19 protein-coding genes are annotated in these 22,738 nt (G+C 32.6%); 12 read left to right on the forward strand and 7 right to left on the reverse strand.

The genetic code is table 11. The features are described 5' to 3' along the window. Positions 1 to 285: a flagellar motor switch protein FliN gene (locus BGO27_03875; GenBank protein ID OJV15968.1), complete on the reverse strand. Its 285-nt coding sequence runs from the start codon at positions 283 to 285 to the stop codon at positions 1 to 3. Positions 286 to 537: 252 nt separating this feature from the next. On the opposite strand from BGO27_03875, the gene BGO27_03880 reads away from it, so the two are divergent. From BGO27_03880 to BGO27_03895, 4 genes are all read left to right on the forward strand, one after another. Continuing rightward, on the forward strand, positions 538 to 2,601 hold the full coding sequence (locus BGO27_03880) for a hypothetical protein (protein ID OJV15969.1): 2,064 nt from the start codon (positions 538 to 540) through the stop codon (positions 2,599 to 2,601). A 38-nt stretch (positions 2,602 to 2,639) separates the two neighbouring features. Then, the gene (locus BGO27_03885) at positions 2,640 to 4,217 is read left to right on the forward strand and encodes a hypothetical protein (GenBank protein OJV15970.1); all 1,578 of its coding nucleotides are present in this window, start codon (positions 2,640 to 2,642) and stop codon (positions 4,215 to 4,217) included. A gap of 27 nt (positions 4,218 to 4,244) precedes the next feature. Continuing rightward, entirely contained in the window at positions 4,245 to 6,101 is a 1,857-nt protein-coding gene (locus BGO27_03890; protein OJV15971.1) for a hypothetical protein, read from the forward strand. Between the two features lie 111 nt (positions 6,102 to 6,212). Beyond that, positions 6,213 to 9,386 (forward strand): hypothetical protein, encoded by a 3,174-nt coding sequence (locus BGO27_03895; protein ID OJV15972.1) that lies wholly within the window; start codon positions 6,213 to 6,215, stop codon positions 9,384 to 9,386. Here BGO27_03895 and BGO27_03900 read toward each other — a convergent pair. Continuing rightward, the gene (locus tag BGO27_03900; protein ID OJV15973.1) at positions 9,373 to 9,930 is read right to left on the reverse strand and encodes a hypothetical protein; all 558 of its coding nucleotides are present in this window, start codon (positions 9,928 to 9,930) and stop codon (positions 9,373 to 9,375) included. The two genes, BGO27_03895 and BGO27_03900, sit on opposite strands and share 14 nt — an antisense overlap. A gap of 280 nt (positions 9,931 to 10,210) precedes the next feature. On the opposite strand from BGO27_03900, the gene BGO27_03905 reads away from it, so the two are divergent. From BGO27_03905 to BGO27_03940, 8 genes are read left to right on the forward strand one after another with little or no spacing between them, the layout of a single operon-like run. Further along, positions 10,211 to 10,573, forward strand: coding sequence for a hypothetical protein (locus BGO27_03905; GenBank protein OJV15974.1), 363 nt, complete (start codon positions 10,211 to 10,213; stop codon positions 10,571 to 10,573). 58 nt (positions 10,574 to 10,631) lie between these two features. Further along, positions 10,632 to 12,020 (forward strand): amino acid permease, encoded by a 1,389-nt coding sequence (locus BGO27_03910; protein OJV15975.1) that lies wholly within the window; start codon positions 10,632 to 10,634, stop codon positions 12,018 to 12,020. A 6-nt stretch (positions 12,021 to 12,026) separates the two neighbouring features. Beyond that, positions 12,027 to 13,445 carry an amino acid permease gene (locus tag BGO27_03915; GenBank protein OJV15976.1) on the forward strand — a complete coding sequence of 473 codons (1,419 nt, stop codon included), beginning with the start codon at positions 12,027 to 12,029 and terminating at the stop codon, positions 13,443 to 13,445. Beyond that, positions 13,435 to 14,691 carry a histidine--tRNA ligase gene (locus BGO27_03920; GenBank protein ID OJV15977.1) on the forward strand — a complete coding sequence of 419 codons (1,257 nt, stop codon included), beginning with the start codon at positions 13,435 to 13,437 and terminating at the stop codon, positions 14,689 to 14,691. Before BGO27_03915 ends, BGO27_03920 begins: the two co-directional genes overlap by 11 nt. 34 nt (positions 14,692 to 14,725) lie before the next feature. Next, positions 14,726 to 15,805 (forward strand): peptide chain release factor 1, encoded by a 1,080-nt coding sequence (locus BGO27_03925; GenBank protein OJV16076.1) that lies wholly within the window; start codon positions 14,726 to 14,728, stop codon positions 15,803 to 15,805. 19 nt (positions 15,806 to 15,824) lie between these two features. Next, a complete protein-coding gene (locus BGO27_03930) occupies positions 15,825 to 16,673 on the forward strand; it encodes a protein-(glutamine-N5) methyltransferase, release factor-specific (protein ID OJV15978.1) in 849 nt (282 codons plus the stop codon). Between the two features lie 14 nt (positions 16,674 to 16,687). Beyond that, entirely contained in the window at positions 16,688 to 17,104 is a 417-nt protein-coding gene (locus tag BGO27_03935) for a hypothetical protein (GenBank protein ID OJV15979.1), read from the forward strand. 46 nt (positions 17,105 to 17,150) lie between these two features. Beyond that, the gene (locus BGO27_03940) at positions 17,151 to 18,530 is read left to right on the forward strand and encodes a fumarate hydratase, class II (protein OJV15980.1); all 1,380 of its coding nucleotides are present in this window, start codon (positions 17,151 to 17,153) and stop codon (positions 18,528 to 18,530) included. 31 nt (positions 18,531 to 18,561) lie between these two features. Here BGO27_03940 and BGO27_03945 read toward each other — a convergent pair whose 3' ends face one another. The 5 genes from BGO27_03945 to BGO27_03965 form a co-directional block, all read right to left on the reverse strand. Beyond that, entirely contained in the window at positions 18,562 to 18,831 is a 270-nt protein-coding gene (locus tag BGO27_03945) for an addiction module toxin RelE (protein OJV15981.1), read from the reverse strand. Positions 18,832 to 18,887: 56 nt separating this feature from the next. Next, positions 18,888 to 19,103 carry an anti-toxin gene (locus tag BGO27_03950; GenBank protein OJV15982.1) on the reverse strand — a complete coding sequence of 72 codons (216 nt, stop codon included), beginning with the start codon at positions 19,101 to 19,103 and terminating at the stop codon, positions 18,888 to 18,890. Positions 19,104 to 19,417: 314 nt separating this feature from the next. Next, positions 19,418 to 20,521 carry an undecaprenyldiphospho-muramoylpentapeptide beta-N-acetylglucosaminyltransferase gene (locus BGO27_03955; protein ID OJV15983.1) on the reverse strand — a complete coding sequence of 368 codons (1,104 nt, stop codon included), beginning with the start codon at positions 20,519 to 20,521 and terminating at the stop codon, positions 19,418 to 19,420. Further along, entirely contained in the window at positions 20,518 to 21,663 is a 1,146-nt protein-coding gene (locus tag BGO27_03960) for a cell division protein FtsW (GenBank protein ID OJV15984.1), read from the reverse strand. The genes BGO27_03955 and BGO27_03960 overlap by 4 nt, the downstream gene beginning before the upstream one ends. Before the next feature lie 16 nt (positions 21,664 to 21,679). Further along, positions 21,680 to 22,669, reverse strand: coding sequence for a fructose-bisphosphatase, class II (locus BGO27_03965; protein ID OJV15985.1), 990 nt, complete (start codon positions 22,667 to 22,669; stop codon positions 21,680 to 21,682). Positions 22,670 to 22,738 lie beyond the last annotated feature (69 nt).

A 22,738-nucleotide genomic window follows, 5' to 3' on the forward strand; every position in this document is an offset into this window, starting at 1 on the left:
TTAGTTATCCTTTTCTGCTCTAATAATTTCAGTTAGAGTTACGCCAATTTTATCGTCTACAATTACAACTTCACCTTTTGCTACAAGTCTGTCATTTACTAAAATATCAACAGGATCACCAACTTTACGGTCAAGTTCGACCACTGAACCTTTAGATAATTTAACAAGTTGACCTACTGTCATTTCAGAGGTTCCTAAGATTACAGATACTAATACAGGTATATCATATACACTTTCGATTTTAATGTGATCCTGGTCGACCACTACTTCTTGGTTCTCTGCCACTTTTATTCTCCCAGCAATACATATTTATTCATATATTAATATAAGCTAAAAAAATCGCAAGTCATTGAATTTATTAAATTTTTTGATATTTTGTTTTTATCAGCTTGAAAAAAGTTAATATTTAGTTTATAAATAAATACAAATTAACTAAATGAAAATACCGCCCAATTGGTAAATACAAGTGCTGTTTACTGTATATTGTTGAAAAATATAGAGTAGTACGATTATAAATCATAATTACAGGTCATTAAAATGTCAAAAAAACAAATTCATCCCGTTATGAAATTTTTGGAAGAAAAGTTTGAAAATGAAGGGACACCTAAAATCTTATTGCAGAGATTGTCGCAGGTTATAGTTCCTTTTGAAAATAACTTTACCATGCCTAAACAATTTACTGTAGATCATGTTATTAAATATCAGGGACGTATACCTTGTTTGACAGCAGATCAATATATTAAGTTTGTCACACATTTTACAAAAGCAGCTGATGAATCGCAGCTTAAGACACAAAGTATATTTAAAGAACTAACGAATATAAACGATTTAGCCAAAAATAATTCAATCATTTTTAATAATATTGATGAGTTTTTTAAAAGAATTGAACCTTATATTGATCCTGCTTTTGCGGATGTAATTAAAGAATTCAGAGAGAATAAAGAATTACGAAAAAAAGAACGTGAAGATATTGATAATAAAGATAAGGAATATACTACAGCGTCTAAATCTAATAATAAAAATACTCAGGAATTTGTAATCGAGCAGATTCCTATAAATTCTGAGATATTTATATTTAATTTACAAAAGGATATAAACTGGGAAGTTCCTGAAGTAGATTACATTAATAAATTAAAATATGACCTTCTGCATACAAGTAAACTATCTATTGGGATAGCAAGTGATAATGATATTTTATACTATGAAGGTGCATATAGAAATGTATCTGCGCACCAGCTGGTCACAGCTACAGCAATATCTTATCAAAGATTAAAATCCAAGAAAAAGATACAAATTAGTACCCAAACTTTACTTTTGTTAATGAAGAATTTAGTTAAAAGGGATGTTGTACTTCTAGAAGGTCTCAAAAATCATCTTGAAGGTTTAGCTGCTCAAATAACCGAAGAGAAATCTTCAAAATATCTTAAAGAAATTTTGGAAGAAATTAATAAAAGTATTCTAAAATTAAAAGAAGTATTTGATTCTCAAAATATTACAAAGGAATTACCTGCTGTTAATCAAAATGAAAAAGACCTAGAAATTGAGAATTTAAAAAAAGAAATTAAGCTTATGAAAGGTAGGCTTAGTACTCAGGAAATGATGATAAATACTAATGGGCAACAATCATTACAATTAATGAATGAGAATTCAAAATTAGATTCTATGGTACGTCGTTTACATAAAGAAAAGTTAGCTTTGGAAGAAAAGTATCAAAATCTATATAAGGTACTTGAAGAGCATAAAAAAGATAATTTTAAGGCTAAGTACGAAGATTCTCAAAAGCAACTTGAAGAAATTAAGAAAAAACTTGATTCTGAAAGAAATAACTCAGAGAAAAATGCAAAAGAAGCACAAAAAAATGCTTTAGATAATCGCGTATTACAAAGCCAGTTTGAAAGCCTTAAAAAAGATAATCAATTATTACAGGCAGATAATATTAATAAAGCTAATGAAATAGCAAAGTTAAGAAATCAGGCATCAGAAATAGCAAATTTAAAAGCAGAGAATGAAAAACTTACTAAAGAAATTCAAAATCTAAAAGCTCAACAAGATGAGCAGGCTCAAGACCTGAAAGATCAAAATCAAGCACAAATTAATGAATTAAACACTAAAATTGAGCAGCTATTAAAAAAACAAGGTCAGCTTGAGTATGATAATTATCAACTAGGTTTTAAGTTACTAGAAGCCAATACTGCATTAAATGAAAAAAATGATAACACTGAACTTGAAGCGCAGTTTATTGATATTGCTCAAGACGCACTTGCAATGGCAGAGAAAATTCAAGAATTAGAGAAAGCTAATGAGGGACTAACTTCCCGAAACTTTAAACTTCATAATATGATAGTGAATTACGAAGATCAAATAGAAGACTTAAAAGAAACAGAGAAAAAATTTGAAGAACTTAAAAGCAAATATTTAACAGTTCATGGAAAGCTAAAGCATGTTAAAAGTCAGCTGGATATAGCAACAGGAATCATAAAAGATAAAAATGAAACCACAAATGTGGATGAAATCAAAGAAAAAATTACACAGTTTAGAATAATGCTTGATAGTCAAAAGTCGCAAAACATAGCTAAATCTGTAATCCACGACAAAAAATAAAATATTATAAAAATGGAAAAGCTCAGAGGTCAGTAATTATGAGTAAAAAGAGAAAAGAGCAAGATAGGGAAAGTAAAAGAGTTGATAACATCGAGCAAAATATAGCCGCAAGTAGGGATAAGTTGATGCAAATGGCCAACATAAACATGTTTACGTTAGAAGAGAGAATTAATGTTATTGCTAAACCTAGTGAATTTATTAGCAGGCTTGAGGAGGTTATAGAATATGATCCAAATTCTGATCGTAAACACGCCAGAGAAGGTGATATTATTAAAATTGGTGGTAAGCTAAGAAAAATAACTGTTATTCAGGTAATAGACGCTGCTACATCATTTTACGAGCAGCTTGAAAAACTAAAAAAAATGTTTGCCCCTGTTTCTAAAATGAATCTTGAATATAAAAGCATTGTTAATGAAATTAATCAAAGTTTTAAAATTATAGTAGAAACTTTCACCAATCCTGAATGTTTCAATGATTCCGAAAAAAGAGAAGAGGCACTTGCAGATTTAACCGAGAAGGTTGCCAGAATCCAGTCTTTTGCGGTTAGCGGAACCATAACAAATATTTTAGCTGAAAAAAGTTTGAAACTGATTTATCCAGTTGAGCAGGAAAAGCAAGAGCTTACAAAAAAACTTGAAGACCTTCAGAATGCTTTTGAAAGTTTTAAAGCAGACAAAGAAAATGAAATTAAGGCAAAACAGAAAGAAATTGAAAGTTTGAAATCAAATGTGAGGTCTTTAAAAGAAGTTTCTGGTGAAGTTGAAGAAAAGCTATGGATTGAAAGAAGGGAAAATGAGAATTTAAAGAAAGATAATGCTTCATTTAAAGAAAAAATTACAAAATTTGTGAAATTATTTAATAAGTCAGCTACACCATCTTTAAACACGACCGAATTGCTTTTGCAATTTGACGAATCAATAAAGTATGTTTCAAATCCTATTGAGCGTAATGACAAGAAAGAGAAAAAAGCTGAAAATACAAATGTTCAGGAAGGGTATATTACTGCTCTTAAATCACAGCTTAATAATCAATGCTTAATAAATAAGAGTCTTGGCGAAAAGATTAAAGAAATACAAGATTCTTATGAAAAGCAAATTGCTAATCTAAAAATGCAGTTAAATGAAACTCATGAAAAAAATGAAAAGTTTAGCAAAAAAATAATAAGACTTGAAGCAGAAATAGGTGATTTACAATTATCAAAAATTGTAGCCCAAACCTCAAACAGACCTTTTAATCCTTCTTATGAGCAGAAAATTGCTGTGCTTAAAATGGAAGCTGAAAAGTACAAATTAAAATTAGGTAAGGCGGCAAACGAAATTATAACCTGCCAACAAATTATTACTGAATTAAGAGAAGAGTTAGATAAATTAGCAGAGGAAAACGAGAAGTTACATAATGAAAAAGGTAGTTCTCAAAGCAATAGTAATGACGCAGATTATATCAAAAAGCTTGAGCAGGAAAACCAAATGCTTAAATCAAAATTACTTGAGGAAAAAATAAATGGTTTCAGGAAAATTGAGGAGCTTAGAAAAAGCTATGGTCAGGTTATTTCTACCTATGAGAAAAAAGAAAATAACAAAAAAAATAAGGATTCAAAAAACGTAAAATTTAAATAGAACTATCTAAACTAATGAAGGTTGAAAATGTTAAGTCAAAATAAAATAGCAAATGGTGAATCTAATACCGAGAAAAGCGAATATAAGCTAAGCAGTATGCTTGCTGAAGAAATAAAAGTAACTGATGCTGCTAAAGAATTTAAGGTAAGATACAATACTTCAATTACCAAATATGATAATTTAGGGGATTTTCCTGAGGAATTTAACCTTGATGACCTGATAACATTCAACGATTTCCTTAGACCAATTACTGTTAGGCAATTGATCAAAGCTATAGATGACTTCTCAGTTGAAATTAGTAAGCTGGAACTAGAAAATAATAAAAATTATAATCAGTATAAAGCTATATCACCTTTTGAAGACTGGATTAAAAATAATAGTAAATTATTTGACTACGCTGACTTTATTCAGTCTGGAATAATACGTATATTTGGTAATGATCATAGTATTGTATCAAAGCTAAATGATATTATAAAAGAAATTAATGCCCAAAAAAATGATATTGCGAAACATCAAAAAGATTCGTCTGATTGTATTTTGTTTAAATCTATTCCGCAGTTATCAGTTCACCAGTTTTTAAAAGTAATTAAAGATGTTTTAAATACAAATTTAAATATAGATACAGCAATTAAGGAAGAAATAAACTTTGCTATTAACATTGTTGAATTTCAAAAAAGATTAAATACTGCATTAAACCAAGATAGTTTAAAAAATAGAAAAATTACTAAATCTGGTTCTGTATTAAAAATGGAAGATGGATATAGAGCAATTTCAATGGAGCAAATTTTATCTGTTGCATTAATTCTGAAAAATCAGTTGTCTCATAAGAAACATCTTAAGATAACATACGGGGTATTACTCAGCAAATTTAAATTTGTTGTAGAAAATGAATTGGTTATGCTTAAAAAGTTTAATGATATTATAAGTGAGATTTTAGAACTTGAGCTTGCAGATAATCTGAAACTAATCCTGAAAAGGCAGCAAAATTTGATTATTGAGTCAACGACAGAATATGCTAAAATATCATCACAAGATAATGTTCTGCCAAACAGTGACTCACTAGAAGATCAAACTAAAGAACTGGAAAAACTGCGTGCTGAAAATAAAGTATTAAAGCAAAAAAGTACTATATTAGAAGATCAAAATAAAGCCCTTAATAATATTGTTTCAAGTCAGAAAGTAACTAATGAAAGCTTAAATCAAGAAGTTAACAAAAAAGCAGATGAATTAAAATCAACAAAAAGTGAATTAGAAACTATTAGAAACCTGGCTGCTAGTTATTTTATTGAAATTGAAAATCTTAAAAAAGAAAAAGAGTCTACAAATAGCACCATTGCGTCTCTTACAAAGGAAAAAGAAAATTCTAAAAAATTAACCAATGTTAATGAAAATGAAGCAAATAGAATTGCCAATGTTATTAAAGAGAAGGATCAAATAATTACAAATCTTCATTTAAAAATTGCCGAGCAAAATAAAGAGATTAATAAAAATTTAAAACCTACAGAAATTGAGGAATTACAACATAAAATTCAATCATACAAAAAAGGTTTGGCTTTAGTTATTGGTAAAAAAGAATGCTTAGAAAGGAAAAACAGTGTTTTAGAAAGAGAAAATATTGAGCTTAATACTAAACTTGTAAATTCTCAATGTGAAGTAGCTAAATGGTATAGGAAATATATGGATTCAGTTCAGGCATTCAAAATTACTCAAAGCATTAATACTGAAATTGACGAGTTAGAGTTAGAAAAATTATTATTAGAAGAGACAAAAAATGATAATGATTTGGATTTATTAAAAAGATTTGAAAAAAAAGTATGTTTCCAGGAAATGGTGAGATCAGATCAGAAAGAATATGGAAGTGTTAGAATACTAGCCAAAAAATAATTTGGATTTTGTAACGGGCATAATTGTATAAAATAATTAAACTCCACTTGTAGATGTTAATTTTTTGTGTATATTCATGCCCGTATATAATATTTTCACAGTAAAAAACGTATGAGTACACATAAAGATTACCGCATTACTTCAAAAAATGATGGTATAACACTTATATTAAAGCCCAAAGCTAAAAGAAATAATAATGCTGTAGCCAATTCATCACAAGATAGTGAGCTTGTAAAAAGGCTAAAAGAAAAGATTAGCACTGATAATGTTCGTAATGAGTTTGATAAAAGATTTAACAAAAAAGTAAGTAGTAAAGATTATAAAAATTTTCCTGCAGAATTTACTTTGGATGATTTAGTAGTCTATAAAGATAAACCCAGGGCGGTTAGTTTTAGGCAAGTGATAGAAGTAATAGATACTTGTACGCGTGAAATTGAAACTCTTGAATTAGAAAATAAAAATAAGCTTAAGGCTATTAAATCAAATGATTTAAAAGAAAATTGGCTTAAAAATAATGACCTGATTTTTAGTGATATGGTTATCTTGCTTAGATTCATGATTGACCAAATATTAAAAGATAATAAGAAAGCTCCTGAATTTGAAATGCTACAGGAAACTATAGTTAAAAGAGCGTCTGAATTAAAAGCGTATGAAGAAATGAAAACTACTTGGTTTTCATTAAATTCATCTTCAGAAGTTTTTAATCAAGATTTTTCAATAAAAATTAGAGACAACATTCCAGTTTATCTTGAACTTGAAAAAATGTTGTTGCAGAAAAACTATATTGCTAAAAATTTAAATGAGTTTGGGGAAAGGCTAAGTATTCCGGTTAGTGCCAAAAAAATGAATAAAAAAAAGCACATTAAACCTGGAAGTATTCTGAAAATTGAAGATGAGTATAGAGAAATTTCAATGGAGCAAATTGTTGATATTTCAATTATTCTATATAATAAGTTGGGCTTTCAGAAAAAAAATAAAACTTTGTACAAAAATTTAGAATTTAAATTTAGTAATTTAATTGAATTAGAATTATCTCTTTTTGCAGATTTTAAAGAAATGTTATCAAGACTTTCTAATATTGAAGCAGAGGAAACCCTAAAAAAATCTATCGATACAATATATAAAAATGTTATCGCGTCAGAGCTAACTTACGAAAAGATCTTATTAACTAATAAATTAGTAAGTGAAACTTCACAAATGGCTGATGATCCTGATGTTATCAAGGAAAGAATTCATAGACTTAGGGCGCAAATTGAAAATCAATCCAATGAAATTAATACACTAAAAAACCACTTGAAAGATGAAATAAAGCTTTCGAGTAATCTTAAAGCTAAGAAATCTTTAGATAGCGAAGCGCAATCAAATAATAATCAATTATCAAACCAATTGAATAAAGGAACAGATATGTCAAAGAAAAGATTAAATCGAGATAAAGATGGTAAGGTTATAATAAACGACGAACAAGAAAAAGCAATTAGAAAGGAAATATCACCATTTCTAACATTTCCATTTATTATATCAAAGCAATCATTACAGGTATTGGCGGATCAAGCTGGAACACTTAAACGAGTGATAAAATGGAAGGAAGATCCTGAAATGTTTGCCGCAATGATCAATACACCTGTTACACAAGATTTGGTGTTGCAATATAATACAGCGTCATCAAATGATCTGGTTGCTGTTAATGGCGTTCCAGTGACAATGGTAGTAGAGCAATTAAAAAGTGCAGCAATAGACTTTTTTGACCTTTTCAAAAGCTCAGCAATTCATATTAATGAATTGGATCATATAATAGGATATTACAGACATATATTTAAAGAAATTTTTAAAAATTATTATCAATTAATAGGTATACTTGATGGTTATAATAAGACTGAAAGAGATGAAAATAAGCGAATAATAGTTGAAAAGATTCTGAATTCTTATTTAGGTCTTGAAAATCATATAAATATGATAGGCGGATTTATAGATGGTAAGATAAAATTTAAAGATAGTTATGGTACATTAGGATCTGAAGAATATATAAAGTTAAAAGATAAATATAAAGCTGCAAAAGGTAAAATTAAGGCATTAGAAATAAAGATACTTGATTTAAATTTACAAAAAGAAGAAGCAGAAAAAGAATTGTTTAGTCTTAAAAAACAGGTGGAAAGTTTAAGTAAGCAAAATAAGGCTAATGAAGAAGCAACTAAAAAAAATCAAATATTAAGTCTTACTATTGATTCTATAAAAAAACAGTTAGAAGCTAAAGAAACTGAGCTTGGATATGCATTAAGTGAAAGAAGAAATGCGCAATCAGAGCTATCAAAATTTAAAGATTTTGTAATTAAGTTTATAAAAATTCATAATAGTGAGGCTAAAATTCCTGTATCTGAAAAAGATCTAATGAAAATAGCTGAAGAAATTTTAATTAAGTCTCAGCTTTCAAAGCCTTCGTCTTTACCAATTCCTGCGCCCGCAAAAGGAAAGATTGGTCAGCAACAAGACAATAGAATAAAAGAGTTAGAAGATGAGAATGCTATAATTAAAGACCAGAATAAGATTTTATCTTCTGAAAATATGACTCTTGAAGTGAGAAACAATAATTTACAAACAACAAATTCGAAGCAAAAAGATGCGCTAATAAACCTGCGTATGGAATTTAGTAGTAAATTTGATAGCCAGCAAACTCAGATAGATAGCCAACAAGCTGAAATTGAAAAATTAAGGGAAATGCTAAAAACTGCAAATGCAACAATAGAAGCGCAGAAGTTAGAGAATAATGAACTGAAGCAAAAAAACTCCAGTTCAGAGCAGGAAACAAATGATTCTATAGCTAATACCCAAAACAATCAGCAAACACAAATTAATACAGAAGAGTTTGATAGGCTAGAAGCTGAAATTGCATCTTTAAAAGAAGATAAACAAAAAATTAAATTTGAATTAAATAAAATTAAATTTAATCAATCGATAAGTACAGGTAATTTAGAGGTTGAAAAGCTTCACAATAGTAATTTGAAAATTTGTATTGAAAATTTACAAAAGCAATTAAAAGAAAGTAAAGACAAGATCAGGAATCTTAAGAATGAACTTGAAGCGGAAAAAGAAAAGACAGAATATTTAACTAATACGTTTAAAGCTCAGATTTCAAAAATACAAGAAATGTATAATCAGGTTGATCAGAGAAATAGAGAAGCTGAAGAAATAAAATCCGCAGATTACAGGTCACAAAATACAACTAAAAAAAATGTGACTTTTGCTGATATGGTAAAAACTGGTAATATTGAATTAGTTAACCAAAAATAGACTTAATAAACTCTGCGCCTATAATAACAACGGCTGAGGCAACTGCCCAGCCAATTATAGATGCGATCATACCAAGTACAACAAATGCACCGTCTCTGCGTATTAAGCCCATTGATATAAGGGCGGTGCCAAGTGCTGGTATGGCATTACCAAATATAATTGGCAATATTACACATACCGAATTTAAGATCATGAAAATACCAATTACTTTATATGGAATGGTATTTGGGCAAAATACCCAAAATCTTGGGCGTGATAATTTTTCAAATTTTCTTACATATGGGGCGATTTTCTCTAACACGCTTGCAAGTTTATGGCGTTCAAACGATTTTTTAGCAATAAATGCCGGAAGCCATGGAGCAGGCTGGTGCAAATAAAACTGAAGAGAAAACATAAGAAGCGGCATTCCTAAAATAGTGGTAAAGCCAGGTGGGTATGGAAGAGGGATAGCGATAGGGATTGAGAAAATAAGAAGTATAACCCCAAATCCCTTTGATTTTAAAGACTTTTTGATTTCATTTAAAGTAATTAAATCTTTTTGCATTATGCTTAAGTTAATTTATTTTTGTTTTCTTCATTTACATTATCATCTTTTACGCTGTTACGGAAGTTTTTAATTCCTTTTCCTAAATCGCCCATGACTTGCGGCAGTTTCCCTGCTCCGAAGAGAATTAGTACGATTGCTAGAACAATGATCCAGTGTGATATACTTGTAATACCCATAAAAATACCTGCATTTTGAGTAGTTTATATATAAAATATACATTTATGTTGTAATTTTCAAATTTATAATTACTATAGGATGATATTTTTGGGGTTTTTATATGAGAAATTTACAAATATTTTTTTCATCACTGGTATTAGTAACAGTATTTGTATGGTGTTTAGTTGTATCTCGCATTAGTTTAGCCGATGATGCATCTAATGTTTTAGTTACAATTAATGACACGGTAAACTTTGATACAGCAAAGTTTGATAAAGCAATTAAATCTGCGCTTATGATCAATCATGATACGGTTTTTACTGTAACAGTTTCAAATGAAGTTGCAGCAGGTAAAATTTTAAAAGTATTAGAAAATAATGGCATAAAGCAAAGCCATATGCATCTTACTACGTCGGATAAACTTGGTTTACACGAGGCGTTGGTAACGGTTGCGGCATGTAAAGATTCTTGCGAATCTAAATAAATTGCTATCAAAAAATTTTCGTTAAAATTTCAATTAATTAATAGAGTTACATATAACTATGAGCATGTTTAGAAAAAAATCATTCGATCAAATGGCTAATTCTGCACAGGGTTCTTTCAAAAAGACTTTAGGTGCATTTGATCTTATAATGTTAGGTATCGGCGCAATCATTGGCGTTGGGATATTTGTAATAACTGGTACAGTATCTGCAAAGTACGCAGGTCCTGCAATTACGGTTTCATTTGTACTGGCTGGAATGGTTTGTATTTTTACGGCATTAGCCTATGCTGAGCTTGCATCACTTTTACCTATAGCAGGTGGGGCGTATTCATATTCATACGTAGTACTCGGGGAAGTATTTGCATGGATGGCAGGTTGCTTTGTAATAATGCTTAATGCTTTTGGGTCTGCAACTGTAGCATCTGGCTGGTCAAGTTATGTAACTGGATTACTTAAATATGCGGGGGTTGAGCTGCCTGAAGCATTTTTGACCGTACCAGCTCAGGGTGGTATAGCAAACGTTCCAGCTATTTTAATTACTTTGGCTATATGCTCACTTTTAGTAAGGGGTACAAAGGAATCTGCGCTAATCAATACCATTTTAGTATTTATTAAAGTTGGGGCTATTTTGATCTTTATTATAGCTGCTATTCCACATTTTGACCCAGTTAACTGGAATGACTTTATGCCAAATGGAATAGATGGTGTGATTTTAGGTACAGGTGCATTATTCCTTGCTTATTCTGGTTTCGACGTAGTTGCTTCATCTGCAGAAGAATGCAAAAACCCAGGAAGAGACTTGCCACTTGGTATTATTGGGTCTGTAGCATTATGTGCAGTGCTTTATATCATCGTATCTGGCTTATTAACTGGTATGGTTCCATATTTTGAATTAAATACAGCAGAGCCAATGGCTTATGCACTGCGCAAAAATGGCGCTAATTTTGGTTATGCATTAGTAGCGGTAGGTGGTATTACAGGTATGACAACTGTAATGCTTATGCAGATTTTCGGTCTTTCTCGCGTAATTTTCTCAATGGCGCGTGATGGAATGCTACCTAAAATTTATGGTAAATTACATAAAAAATTCAACACTCCTTATACAGCGCTTGCAACAATTGCTATTGTAAACGTTATTACATCTGGATTCTTGCCTATTAAAACTCTTGGAAACGTGGCTTCAATGGCTTCTCTTGCATCATTTGTATTTGTTGGTATTGCGGTTATGAAAATGCGCTTAGAATACCCTGATGCTCCTAGAACTTTCAAATGCCCGCTTGTATTTGTATTTGCTAGTATTTCGGTAATTGCATCAACATATTTAATCTATGAACTTGCAAAACAAGATGGCGACGCATTTGGTATCTGTGTTTTAATCGGACTTTTAATATATGTTGTATATGGATATAAAAATAGTTCACTTTCAAATACTTATAAAAGTGCGTAAATCACTATGAGTATTTTTAGAAAATTACCTATTAATATTGTTAAAGAAGAAATTGCGGCTATTTCACTTAGCCGCACTTTAAACGTTTATGACCTGATAATGCTTGGAATTGGAGCAATTATTGGAGTTGGTGCATTCGTACTTACAGGTATTGCCGCTGCTAAATTTGCAGGTCCTTCAATTACACTATCATATATTATTGCTGGATTTATCTGCTTATTAGTTGGTCTTTTATACGTTGAACTTGCAAGTCTATCACCATCATCTGGAAGCTCATACACATTTGCCTATATATCAATGGGTGAGTTTATTGCATGGATGGTGTTTTGGTTTATGATGATGGAATATACCACAGGTTCTGGCATGATTGCCGTAGGATTTGGTGGGTATTTTCTGGGGATATTTGAGTCCATGGGGTATAAGTTCCCAAGCTATTTAAATGCTACGCCTTTTGACGGCGGTATAATGAACCTTCCTGCATTTATTGTAGTTTGGCTTGTTACTGCGCTTCTTACAAAAGGAACTAAAGAAAGCTCAATGCTGAACATTGCACTTGTTATTGTAAAAGTAGCAGCAATATTGGTGTTTATCTTTATAGCAATTCCGCATTTTAATTTAGATAACTGGAAAAACTTTATGCCTTATGGCTACCCAGGTATCGCTACAGGAACTGCAACACTTGTTCTTGCTTATGCAGGGTTTGATCAGCTTGCAAGTGCAACAGAAGAAGCGAAAAACCCAAAAAGAGATTTACCAATCGCGATGTTTGCGTCTCTAGCATTTTGTGCGGTAATGTACGTTGGAATCGCAGCGTCTTTAACGCTCATTGTTCCATATAATACATTAGATAACTCAGAGCCTATGGCATATGCCTTAAGAGTTAATGGTAGTAACATTGGTTCTACATTAATCGCGATTGGCGCTTTAGCTGGTATTATCACGTCACTTATCGTTCAGATTTATGGTCAGTCAAGATCATTATTTGCAATTTCACGTGATGGAATGTTGCCTAAGTTTATGAGTAAAATCCATAAAAAATACCATACTCCTTTCTTGTCTACATATATGACAGGGTTTGTGGTATCACTTGTTGCAGCATTTATACCGCTTGAGTTTATTAGTAAATTATCAAATGTTGGATCATTAGTGGCGTTCATATCGGTAGCACTTGGAGTTTTAATACTTAGAAAAACTCATCCAAATACTCAGCGTGGTTTTAGATGCCCTGCAGTGTACTTAGTTGCGCCTCTCGCACTTATTTCATGTAGTTATTTATTATATGATTTATTAAAAACAGCACTTGATATGACTATCGCCTGGGCAGTAATAGGCTGCGCTATATATTTTGTTTATGGCTACAGACATAGTATTTTATCAGATAGACAATACAGACAATCAATAAAAATTAAGGCTTATGAGCATTAAAATTCAATCAGTTCGCGGTACCAAAGATTTATATGGTCACGAACTCAGTAGATTCAATTACGTTGTAGAACAGGCAAAAAAAGCGGCTAACCTTTTTTGCTTTGAAGAATTTTATACACCTATTATGGAGTTTTCTAAGGTTTTTAAAAAATCTTTAGGGGAAGACTCTGATATTATTGGAAAAGAAATGTATACTTTTCTTGATAGGGGTGGCGAAGAGATTACTTTAAGACCTGAGTTTACAGCTGGTGTTGTAAGAGCAGTTGTATCAAATGGTCTTCAGCAAAATATGCCGCTTAGACTATTTAGCTATGGTCCATTATTCCGCTACGAAAGACCACAAAAAGGCAGACAAAGACAATTTCACCAAATTAACTTTGAGCTTATGGGTCTTGATAGCCCTTTATATGATGCTGAAATATTATCACTTGCAAGTACTATTCTTAAAAACCTTGGTATTTGGGATGATGTTGTGCTAAACATTAACTCATTGGCAAATAAAGAAGACAGAACCAGATATAGATCGGCATTGGTAGATTATTTTACTAAATACGAAAAAGACCTTTCTGAAGATAGTAAAAACAGATTAAAAATGAATCCGCTTAGAATTCTTGATTCTAAAGACGAAAATGATAAAAAAATATCTGAAAATGCTCCACTACTTTCTGATTATTATTCTGATGAATCAAAGGATTATTTTGATAGAGTATTAAACCTGCTAAATAACATGGGTATTAACTATGAAATTAATCCTAAACTTGTTAGGGGTCTAGACTATTACGATCATACTATCTTCGAGTTTGTAACAGATAAACTGGGAGCGCAGGGAACAGTTTTAGGTGGTGGCAGATATAATGGGCTTATCGGAATGATGGGAGGGCCTGAAACTAAAGCAGTTGGATTTGGCGCAGGAATTGAGCGCCTTATGGAACTTGTGAATTTGTCAGATCCTGATTATGTAAACTCAGCAACTATCATTAAAATTGGTAATATTGATGAAGCAGTTATATCGCAAATTGCTTATATGCTACGCGATGGCGGTATTCCTTCGGTAATTGCTCATCAGGATAATCCTGGTAAACAATTTAAGTATGCTGACAAAATTAAATCAAAGCTTTGCATTATTATTGGTGAAGAAGAGCTAAAAAATAAAACAGTAAAAATTAAAGATATGAAATCTGGTCATGAGGTATCTGTTTTACTTGAAGATATGATAGATAGCGCTTCAAACTTAATGCGTTCTTAAAATAACAACTTTATTAAATTAAATGGGGGCAATTTTGAGCTTTCAAGATAACTTATACAAAATTATAGAAAAACATAAAACTATCGGGGAAAAAATTAATAACCCTGATTCTCTGGATAGGAGCGAATTTGTAGCATTTTCTAAAGAATATTCAGAACTTACTCAAATGGTTGAAGGCATTAACAGCTATTTAAATGCTCAAAAAGAAGTGGATGACCTTAAAGCTATGCTCTTAGATAGCTCTATTGATAGCGATATGAAAGCAATGGCAACTGAAGAGCTAATGGAGCTTGAAAAAGCAATGCCTGAAATGGAAAGGCAAGTTAAGCTTGCGCTTCTGCCAAAAGATAAAGACGATGAGAAAAACGCTATCTTAGAGGTTCGTGCAGGTACTGGTGGCGATGAAGCTGCACTTTTTGCCGCAACACTTTTTAGAATGTACCAAAGATATGCAGAAAGCAAAGGCTGGAAATTTGAGGTAATGGATATTTCTGATACTGGTATTGGTGGTTATAAAGAAGCTTCTGCATCTATTAGCGGGGCAGGTGTATTTGCCAGGCTTAAGTTTGAATCAGGTGTTCATAGAGTTCAAAGGGTTCCAGAAACTGAGTCAAGCGGTAGGGTTCATACTTCTGCGGCTACTGTTGCGGTTCTTCCAGAAGCTGAGGAAATTGACGTACATATTGAAGAGAAAGATCTTAGAATTGACGTTTTCCGTGCAAGTGGACCTGGTGGTCAGTCTGTAAACACTACAGATAGTGCTGTGCGCATAGTGCATCTTCCTACAGGAATTACAGTGCAGCAGCAGGACGAAAAATCTCAGCATAAAAACAAGGCAAAAGCGCTTAAAATTCTTCGTGCTAAATTATATGAAGTTCAAAGAGAAGCGCAAGCTGCTGAAATTGCTGCAAAACGTAAAGGTCAGGTAGGTAGTGGTGATAGATCTGAAAGAATCAGAACTTATAACTTCCCGCAGGGAAGAGTAACCGATCACCGTATCAACCTAACACTTTATAAGATTCATGAAGTTGTAAATGAAGGTGATATGGATGAAATCATTGAGGCATTAATTGCTGAAGACGAAGCTCAAAGACTTACAATGAGCGAAGAATAAAAGTATTTTGAAGCGCTTTATGCAAAGTCTTACTGTAAAACAGGCAATTTCAGAAGCTAAAGAAATGGGAAAAAATTCCCAGTTTCTCGGTATGCTTGAAATTTATATATTACTTGGGCATGTGCTTAATAAGCCTAAATCTTTTTTGCAGCTTAATAATGATTTGATTGTTTCTGAAAATGACTATCAAAATTTTATCGAGTTATGTAATTTAAGACTTAAAGGTAAGCCTGTAGCCAAAATAATAGGACAAAAGGATTTTTGGAAAGATAGGTTTTATACAAATGAATATACTTTAGATCCAAGACCTGATAGCGAAACCTTAATTGAAGAGGTTTTGAAAAATTATAAAAATGCTGATGAAAAGTTAGAAATAATAGACTTAGGCACAGGAACAGGTTGTTTGGCTTTAAGTTTAGTAAGAGAGTACAAAAATGCTCACGCAACTTTAGTTGATAAATCTGTAGATGCATTGAAAGTTGCGAAAAAAAATGCGATATCGCTTGGTTTAGAAGGCAATACTAGTTTTGTAGAGTCAAATTGGTTAGATAATGTATCTGGAAATTTTGATATAATTATATCAAATCCACCATATATACCAAACCTAGATATTGACAAACTGGATATTCAGGTTAACTTTGATCCTGAAGGTGCGCTCTTTGGAGGGTCAGATGGACTTAGCTGCTATCGAGAAATAGCAAGTAGCCTTAAAAAAGTTTGTAAACAAACGAGTCTTATTTTTTTTGAAATTGGAGAAAATCAGGAAACTGATATAGCAAATATTATGCAGAATAATGGTTTTGTTCTACATAATATGGCAAAAGATTTAGCTGGAATAATAAGGGTCTGTGTATTTAAATTACCCTAAATTAAAGGAAATTTATGAAATCAAGAAATTACAAAAGACGATTTACACGTAATCATAATAATAAAGATAGAGATAGAGAATCAACCTCAAATTATGAATATAATGTTCATGTTGGTTCGAAAATGTATCAAAAGGCTGTGCAATGTAAGGCAAAATACCTTGAAATGGCTAAAGAAAGCTTTACTTCGGGTGATAGAGTTCAGGGCGAAACATTCATGCAGCACGCTGATCATTATGCGCGAATTTTAAATGAAGCTCATGAAATTCAAAAAGCAAACAGACAAAACCATATAGCTAAAGCTGAGAATGAATCAGGACAAAATCAGGATATATCTCAGAATAGTGACGAAATTAACACATCTGAAATAGAATCTAATGATACTACCGATCATAGTATTGCAATTGAAGAGCAAATCGCTGAAAATGTATAGATATCCTTTAATTTAGGATAATCTATAATTCATCTAAGAGGTTTATATGGCAGTAAGATCTGAGTCTGATTCTTTTGGAAATATTGATGTTGATTCCTCAAAATATTGGGGAGCGCAGACACAAAGATCGCTGCAAAACTTTAAAATCGGCAATCGTAAAATGCCAATTGAAGTTATTCATGCCATCGCTATCGTTAAAAAAGCAGCTTCTATTGTAAATAAGGAAATAGCAGGACTAGATCCGCAAGTATCTGATCATATTGTAAAAGCAGCAGATGAAGTTATAAGCGGCAAGCTAGATGAACATTTTCCATTAGTTGTATATCAGACTGGGTCTGGTACTCAAACCAACATGAACGTAAATGAAGTTATTTCAAACCGTGCAATAGAAATGATGGGCGGCGAGATGGGTTCAAAAAAACCAGTTCACCCAAATGACCATGTTAACATGGGGCAGTCTTCAAACGATACCTTCCCAACTGCTATGCATATTGCTGTTATGCTAGCTATAAATAATAAGCTTATTCCTGCGCTGAATTATATAAAATCAGCACTTGAGGCTAAGCAAAAAGAGTTTGCTTCTATTATTAAAATAGGCAGAACACATATGCAGGATGCAACGCCTGTTACCCTTGGGCAGGAGTTTTCTGCATTCGTAACCCAGATTGCATATGGAATTGATAGGATTAATGCAACACTTCCAAGGCTTTGTCTAATTGCGCAGGGCGGTACAGCAGTAGGAACAGGGCTTAATAGTAAGCCAGGTTTTGCTGAAAAACTTGCAAATGAAGTATCAAATATTACAAAACTAAAGTTTATATCAGCGCCTAATAAATTTGAGGCTTTGGGTTCTAACGATGCGATGGTGGAAGTATCAGGTGCGCTTAATACCATTGCAGTAAGCCTTATGAAAATTGCTAACGATATCAGGCTTTTAGGGTCGGGTCCACGTTCAGGAATAGGTGAACTATTGTTACCAGAAAATGAACCAGGGTCATCCATTATGCCAGGGAAAGTAAACCCTACTCAGTGTGAGGCTATGACAATGGTAGCATGTCAAGTTATGGGTAACCACGTAGCTGTAACAGTTGGCGGATCAAATGGTCATTTACAGCTTAACGTATATAAGCCTGTAATTGTTTCAAACGTGCTTGAATCTATTAATTTAATTGCCGATTCTTGCCATAGTTTTGTCGATAACTGTGTAAATGGTATTGAGGCAAACCATGCAAGACTTAAGCAGCTTATGGAGCAGTCCCTAATGCTGGTTACAGCCCTTAACCCACATATTGGCTATGACAACGCAGCTAAAATTGCTAAAAAAGCCCATAAAGAAGGCACATCCCTGAAAGAGGCAGCTTTATCTTTAGGACTACTTACCGATGATCAGTATAATGCATGGGTAAAACCAGAAGATATGGTTTGATTGACCTTTTTAAAGTATATGATTGATAAAGTTAGTTTTTATATATTTCATCCCTTTTGCCGACTCTAACTACTAACAGTATAAGAGTTTCTTTTTTAAGCTGACAGATTACTCTATATTTCCCAACTCTATAACGCCATAAACCAACTTTGTCATTTGTTAATGGCTTACCAAATAAAGTTGGCGTTTTATTAGAGGTTATAATATTTTTTAAGTAATCAATTATATCTTTTCTGTCATTTACATTAAGCTTTTTGAGATCTTTAATAGCTCTTTTATCAAATTCAATTGCCCAAACCAAGTTTCTGCCCTCATCTACACCAAGTTTTTTATATACATAAAATAAAACTCTTTACTTTAGTCTAAGCCAAGTTCTTTCTCTGCTTCTTCTAAACTAATGGTAATACCTGGTTTAGTAAGTCTTCCTAGAGCAATAAGGTAATCCTCTTTCTCTTCTAAATACTCTTCTAAAGCTTGTTTTATATAGTAGCTTTTTTGACGGTCAGTTTCCATACAAAGAGTCTCTAATCTTTGATGTAAATCGTCTGGTAATCTTACAGTTAAATTAGTCATTTTAATACCAGTTAGTATTCAACATAATATAAATATTATAACACATATGTACACATTTGCAATATAAATACTACGTGTAATACATCTAGTGCAATGCACTGTGCTGTTAAGTATTTGAAATTCATGTATAGTTTAGTCTTTATAATTGTGGTATGCGCTATTTCCTGACTTATGTAGATTTTTTTACATATCACCCGTTATTTCTGTGCAACTCAACTTAATGCACTATATATTTAATGATTATTTTAACGCGCAAAAACTATTTAGTGTTTTTCGCAGTATTTAGTTTAAAGTCTTAGTTTATTTTGCAATTTCTAATCCTGCGTTGCCTCTACTACCAACATATTCGCTAGTGATGATGTAGAGCTGAAGGTTTGTTTGTTTCTTGCTGTTTCAGATTTAGTGTGCAAAATTTCAGGATTTATTAGGATCTGTCTGAATATATTTGAAAGTGATTCTGCTGAAAAATAAGACTGCTCTATAACCCACGCAAGACCGATATTTTCTAAGTGTTTAGCATTATATAGCTGATGGTTATCTTTTGCATGTGGGTAAGGGACTAAAACGCAAGGTTTATTACATAACAGCATTTCTGAAACCGAAGATGCTCCAGCTCTTGAAATAACTAAATGGGCAGGAGCAATTTTATGTGGCATATCTTTGAAAAATAAAGAAACCTCAGCATTAACGCCCATAGATTTATATCTTTCTTCAACGCTACTTATTTCATCAGCTGAGTGGCACTGCTGGTTAATACGCAGTCTTGCCCTTTGGTTTTTATCTAGCATTGATATTGCTTCAGGAACCACGTCTGCAAATACTTTAGCCCCTTGGCTTCCTCCAATAACAAGTATATTCAGTTTAGTATTCTCATTAATTGCAGGGTAAGGCAGGCTTGCAATAGCTTCAATTTCAGAACGTATTGGCATTCCAGTTAGGAATAATTTATTGCGGTGCTTGTTAGGAAAATTAATGATATCAGGGAAGGTTGTGGCAACTACCTTAACAAAAGGCAGGAAAAGTTTGTTACTTCTACCAAGTACTGTATTTTGTTCATGAATTGCCATTTTTATTTTGTTTAGCCAGCCTGCAATTAAGGCGGGAAGCGTAGGATACCCGCCAAAACCAATAATAATACCTGGCTTTATCTTGTTGAAAGTGTTTGAAACTCTCAGAGATAAAGCTAAAACTTTAAAAGCAAAATGAATAAGCTTGAAAGGGTTTTTAGAAAATTTAGGAATATCTAATTTTATAAAGTTATCATCTTCTTTAAAGCCATAATTTTCAAATCTTTTATCTGTAATAAATGTAACTTTATGCCCTAGGTTAATTAAATTATCTTTGAGTGCAATTGCCGGGATTATATGACCACCAGTACCACCTGCGGCTATTACTATATGTATTCTCTTATGTTTCATTGTAGTTCCCTCAGCTTATAAGAGGTTCTTCTTATTTTATGATATAAGTGTGAACCAAATTTTCGTTTTGATAAAGCAAGAAGTATACCTATTGCAATTGCAACAGAAATCATTGAAGAACCGCCATAACTAATAAACGGCAATGTCATACCTTTGGTCGGTAATAAATTTAATGTAACGCCCATATTAATCATAGACTGCGTACCAAACTGGATCAAAAGCCCAGTGATTGTGAAAGCTGAGAATTTATCAGATTCGTTAGTAAGGTTAATAAAGCCTCTAACAACTATGGTTGCATATAAACTTATGATAATAATACATGTTAAAAGACCTAATTCTTCACCAACTACAGCAAAGATAAAGTCAGTATGAGAGTCTGGTATATGCTGCTTTACTAAACCTTCGCCAGGTCCTGTACCGTAAAGACCACCATTCATAAATGCCTCTAAGGATCTGGTTACCTGATAGTTTTCAGAGGCTTCGGGGTTTAAATAATTGTCTATACGCTTTGTTACGTGCGGTAAAAATAAGTATGATAATCCAACAAGTAATAAACCGCCCATTCCAGATGCAATAAGCCAGACAATCGATAGTCCCGCAACAAACATCTGACCAATCCAGATAATGGTAATTGTAACGGTCATCCCTAAGTCAGGTTGCAATAATAACAATACAACTAAAGTAAAATATATAAAGGTTGTAGTTGTAAAAGCTGGAAAATGTTCATGTTCATACTTTTTTGAAAGTATCCATGCGACTATTACCGTAAAAAAGGGCTTTATAAACTCAGAAGGCTGCATACTAAAACCTCCTAAGCTAATCCAACGAGTTGCGCCTTTTACTTCAGTTCCTACGAATAAAACAGCTACCATTAGTAAAATGCCAGTAGCAAAGCCAGTTGCACCAAGTAATTTGATGTTTTTGGGCGAAAATGTAGAAATGACAAAAAGAGTAACAAGTGCAACGCTTAAATATACAATTTGCTTTCTAATGAAGAAAAACGATTCTAAGCCAATCCTTTCAGCGACAGCAGGGCTTGCAGTAGCCACCATAAAGGCACTAAATGCAATCATTATAAGAATAATTACAAAAGAAAACCTATCAACAGACCACCACCATTGTCCTATGAAAGTATTCCTCATCTAAGCGTTTGCTCCTTTATAAATATATTTTGTTATGAATATTTCTAATAGTCTTAGTTTCATAATGCATAACAATTGAATGTGTTTTAATATAGTCACGTGTTTTGGTAATGCCTTTCAGCATTGATCCTGTTGTAACACCTGTTGCAACAAATATTACGTCACCTTTAACCATTTCGTCTAATGTATATTGTTTATTAAAGTCATCGGTTCCCATTGTTTTAAGGCGTTCTTGTTGTTCTTCATTAGAAAATAAAAGTCTTCCAAGGAAATGACCGCCGCAAACTTTAAGTGCAGCTGCCGCTAAAACCCCTTCAGGAGCGCCACCAATACCCATATATGCGTCAATTCCTGCTTTTGAGCTAGTAGTTGCTATACTTGCTGCAACGTCACCGTCTTTAATTAACATAACTCTTGCGCCTGCTTCTCTAACTTTAGCAATAAGTTCCTGATGTCTTGGACGATTTAAAATCATTACCGATAATTCGCTAATATCGCAATTTTTGAACCTAGCAATTTCTTTAAGGTTCATGCCTGGTGTATTATCTAGGCTTAATGCGTCTTTTGGGAAGTTTTTAATACCAACTGCAATTTTATCCATGTATACATCTGGCGCATTTAGAAGTGTTCCAGACTCACCCATAGCCATAACTGCAATAGAGTTTGGCGCAGCATGGGCGCAAAGTGTAGTGCCTTCTAAAGGATCAACCGCAATATCAACGCTAGGTCCATCGCCACACCCCACTTCTTCACCAATATAAAGCATTGGAGCTTCGTCTCTTTCGCCTTCGCCAATAACAATTTTGCCGGAAATAGAGATTTTGTTTAAAGCTGCTCTCATAGCGTTTACTGCCTGCTGATCGGCTTCTTTTTCATCACCTTTGCCTATCATTGGGTAACATGCAACCGCAGCTGACTCTGTAACATATACAGCATCAAAGATTAAACGTTCTAATTTTTTATTGTGATCTGAATTAAAAGCTGAAACCAGGCTATTTAAAATCATGTAATTACCCCATTAAAATACAAAAAATATATAACTTTTGTAAAGGTAAAAGCTTAATTTTGCAAGATA

The sequence above is a fragment of the Alphaproteobacteria bacterium 33-17 genome (genome assembly GCA_001897445.1).
Taxonomy (GTDB): Bacteria; Pseudomonadota; Alphaproteobacteria; order Rickettsiales; family 33-17; genus 33-17.